This is a genomic window from Psychromonas sp. B3M02 (genome assembly GCF_003318165.1).
GTDB lineage: Bacteria > Pseudomonadota > Gammaproteobacteria > Enterobacterales > Psychromonadaceae > Psychromonas.
Window position 1 is genome coordinate 28,604 of sequence record NZ_QOCB01000049.1, and the last position, 3,066, is coordinate 31,669.

At 38.8% G+C, this 3,066-nt stretch carries 4 protein-coding genes; 2 read left to right on the plus strand and 2 right to left on the minus strand.

Annotated elements, in window-relative coordinates; all coding sequences use genetic code 11:
* Both DS885_RS06785 and DS885_RS06790 read right to left on the minus strand, forming a co-directional pair.
* The coding region (locus DS885_RS06785; RefSeq protein ID WP_147232334.1) for an alanine/glycine:cation symporter family protein at positions 1 to 1,068 on the minus strand (1,068 nt) is incomplete at its 3' end.
* 389 nt (positions 1,069 to 1,457) lie between these two features.
* Entirely contained in the window at positions 1,458 to 1,790 is a 333-nt protein-coding gene (locus DS885_RS06790; protein WP_113818677.1) for a YajD family HNH nuclease, read from the minus strand.
* Between the two features lie 165 nt (positions 1,791 to 1,955).
* Between DS885_RS06790 and DS885_RS06795 the strand changes: the two genes are divergently transcribed.
* Together DS885_RS06795 and DS885_RS06800 are read left to right on the plus strand one after the other, a co-directional pair.
* Complete coding sequence (locus tag DS885_RS06795; RefSeq protein WP_113818678.1) at positions 1,956 to 2,312, plus strand: VF530 family DNA-binding protein; 357 nt, start codon at positions 1,956 to 1,958, stop codon at positions 2,310 to 2,312.
* Between the two features lie 74 nt (positions 2,313 to 2,386).
* On the plus strand, positions 2,387 to 2,746 hold the full coding sequence (locus DS885_RS06800) for a DUF3622 domain-containing protein (RefSeq protein WP_113818679.1): 360 nt from the start codon (positions 2,387 to 2,389) through the stop codon (positions 2,744 to 2,746).
* The last annotated feature ends 320 nt before the right edge of the window (positions 2,747 to 3,066 follow it).

Genomic DNA, 3,066 nt, shown 5'->3' on the forward strand with positions numbered 1-3,066 from the left:
ATCAACGGCTAATTGCGTGAAACCAGGACCATTAGCTGCAATTTCAGCACCTACATTTTGTACTAAGTACGCTTCACCAACACCGTGAACGTTATAAGCACCAGTAATTAAGATAACAAATGCAGTCGCAGAACACACTAACAATGTATCAATGTAAACAGAGAATGCTTGTACTAAACCTTGTTGCGCAGGATGTTCAACTTCTGCAGCAGCTGCGGCATGAGGCCCTGTACCTTGACCCGCTTCGTTTGAATAAACACCACGTTTAACACCCCAACCAATTGCCGCACCAACACCTGCCATTGGGCTAAATGCATCACCTACAATCATCATGAAGATAGAAGGTAATTCAGTAATATGTAAACCAATGATCACCACTACAATTAAGACATAAGCAAACGCCATAAATGGCACAACAACTTGTGTAAAGTTAGCAATACGCTTAACACCACCAAAGATGATGAAACCAAGCATTAGCACAATTAGCATACCGGTCATTATTTTAGCTTGGCTGAATACACCCATGCCAGTTTCAATAAATGCACCTGAACCGAACGCTAACTCAATACCGTTACCAATACTGTTTGATTGAATACCAGGTAATAAAAGACCACAAGCAGCGATAGTTGCCACAGCAAAAAGAATAGCGTACCAACGTTGGCCTGTTACTTTTTCTAAGTAATAAGCAGGACCACCACGATATTGGCCACCGTCTACTTCTTTGTAAACTTGCGCTAATGTTGATTCAACGTAAGCGGTTGCCGCACCTAAAAAGGCAACTACCCACATCCAAAAAACAGCACCAGGGCCACCAAAACCGATTGCGGCAGCAACACCAGCAATGTTACCCGTACCTACACGACCAGATAATGAAACAGATAACGCTTGGAATGATGAGATACCTTGTTTCGAGTTTTTACCCGACAGTAACAAGGTGTACATCTCTTTGAATAAACGAACTTGGACAAACTTAGTTTGAAGCGAATAAAAAAGTCCCGCTGCCAAACACAAATAAATAAGTGCTGGACTCCATATCAGACCATTTAAAAAATCCACTAATTCCTGCATACAACTTTCCTTACTGAAAATAAATATCCTTGAACCAGTCAAAAACTGACCAATTCTTACAGGCCAATAAACTAAACATTACAAGCTAAAAAGTAAAATGTTAAATAAGGATAAATTAACTGAAAGCACTGATATATATGGGGTTAGTTATTTGAAAGACTCATAAACATACAATTTATTAACAATAAACAAACAAATAATGAATATTTAACAACCAGCATTAAGGAGTAAATTTGTTGTCAAGTGCAAGATAGGCTAGATATCATTACAAAATGTAATGAAATAAAAACTGATAAATCAATGTGATAGGTCAATATAAAGAAAACTAAATGAGCTAGTACATAGCTTTTTTTACTTATCACAAAGCATGCACTAGATCACATTTTAAGCTATTTCTTCATTTTAGAAAGTAAATCAGCAAAAGGATTGTATGTTGCAGTGGCAACGTTATCATCACCCGCTTCAACATGACTGCCATATAAGTCTGCTTGAGTATATTTATCATGCTCATGGTCATGACAATAAATACACAATAATTCCCAGTTACTACCATCAGCAGGGTTATTACTGTGGTCGTGGTCCATGTGATGAACCGTCAACTCTTTCAAGTTTGAATAAGGGAATTCACGGGCGCACTTCCCGCATACCCAAGGAAACAGCTTTAACGCTTTATCACGATAATCGCTTTCTAAACTTTTATAATTACTTGGAATGTAAGCCATCTCAACCTCTTAATATCAAAATCAGCCTCATGATATGTTTTCAATGGAGATAAGTGAACTAATTCAATATAAAAAGTGTGATTATTGACATTTAATTAAGCATTAATTCTCACTTGCTGTAAGCTGACACAGTAAATTATTCAGATTCAGAAAAGACAATTAAACATGCAAACAAATGACCCATTGCACGGCGTTAAGCTGGCTCAAATCCTAACCGACCTACAAACCAAATATACATGGAAAGAGATGGGGGATAAATTAGGCATCAAGTGCTTTTTAAACAACCCCACGCAAAAGTCATGCTTAAAATTTTTACGTCAAACACCGTGGGCGAGAAGCCGTGTTGAAATCATGTATTTAAAAACTTTCTGCAGCAAACATCCTGAAACCACTAAACTGATCCGCAGTATCTTAGCAACCCAGGATAAAAAACAACAAACGCCCGCTCCAAAAGCAGAGAAAAAACCATCAGTGATTAAAAGCAACGATGGATTTCAATGGGCTAAAATTAACAACAAATAAGCGGTGAAGATTGTAACCAAACTGTGTTACTATCGCGCGCCTAAAATAAACAACGTCTAAACTAGGAATAGCTCATGACCCAACAAAAAAAGTTCGATTACCAAATCAAACAGGACGCTAATACCTGGAGTGCAGAAATCACCCGTCGTGTTAGTGCTCGTAGAAGCAATGTATCAAAGCAACAAGATGGTTTTGCCACTGAAGCGTTAGCCATTGAATGGGCTGAAAAAGAATTAGAAGGCTTTTTAACAAAACAAAAAGAAGCCAATGCACGTAAATCAGAACGCCGTGCAGAGCGTAACGCACAAGCTGAAAAAGCAGCTGCAGCCAAAGAAGCCGCAAATGCTGCATTCTTAGCAAAAAGAGAAGAAGCACGTGCCCGCGCACTAGAAGCTGACGACGCAGAATTCGACTACGATTACGACGAAGAGTAATTCAACGTCTAAGTACCCTGCTCACGCAACACATTCAAAGGCCAATCTAGCAATAGATTGGCCTTTTTGTTTATGGATGGAAAAGGGTTTAATTAACCAAATAACATATGCGGTGACCCGCATACTGGCAGGCTAAAGCATGCGCCCCAGAAATCAGACTCCGTCTAATCGTTACCGTTACTAACTTGTGTTTACGCCAATCAATAACAAAAGAAACCTACGCTCCCTTTTTAAGCAACTTAGTTAACTCACTCAATTAAACGAAACATCTTCTAAGGGGCGCTGGCTTCAGCCTGCAGTTTTTAGTGTTTTAGTGTTTT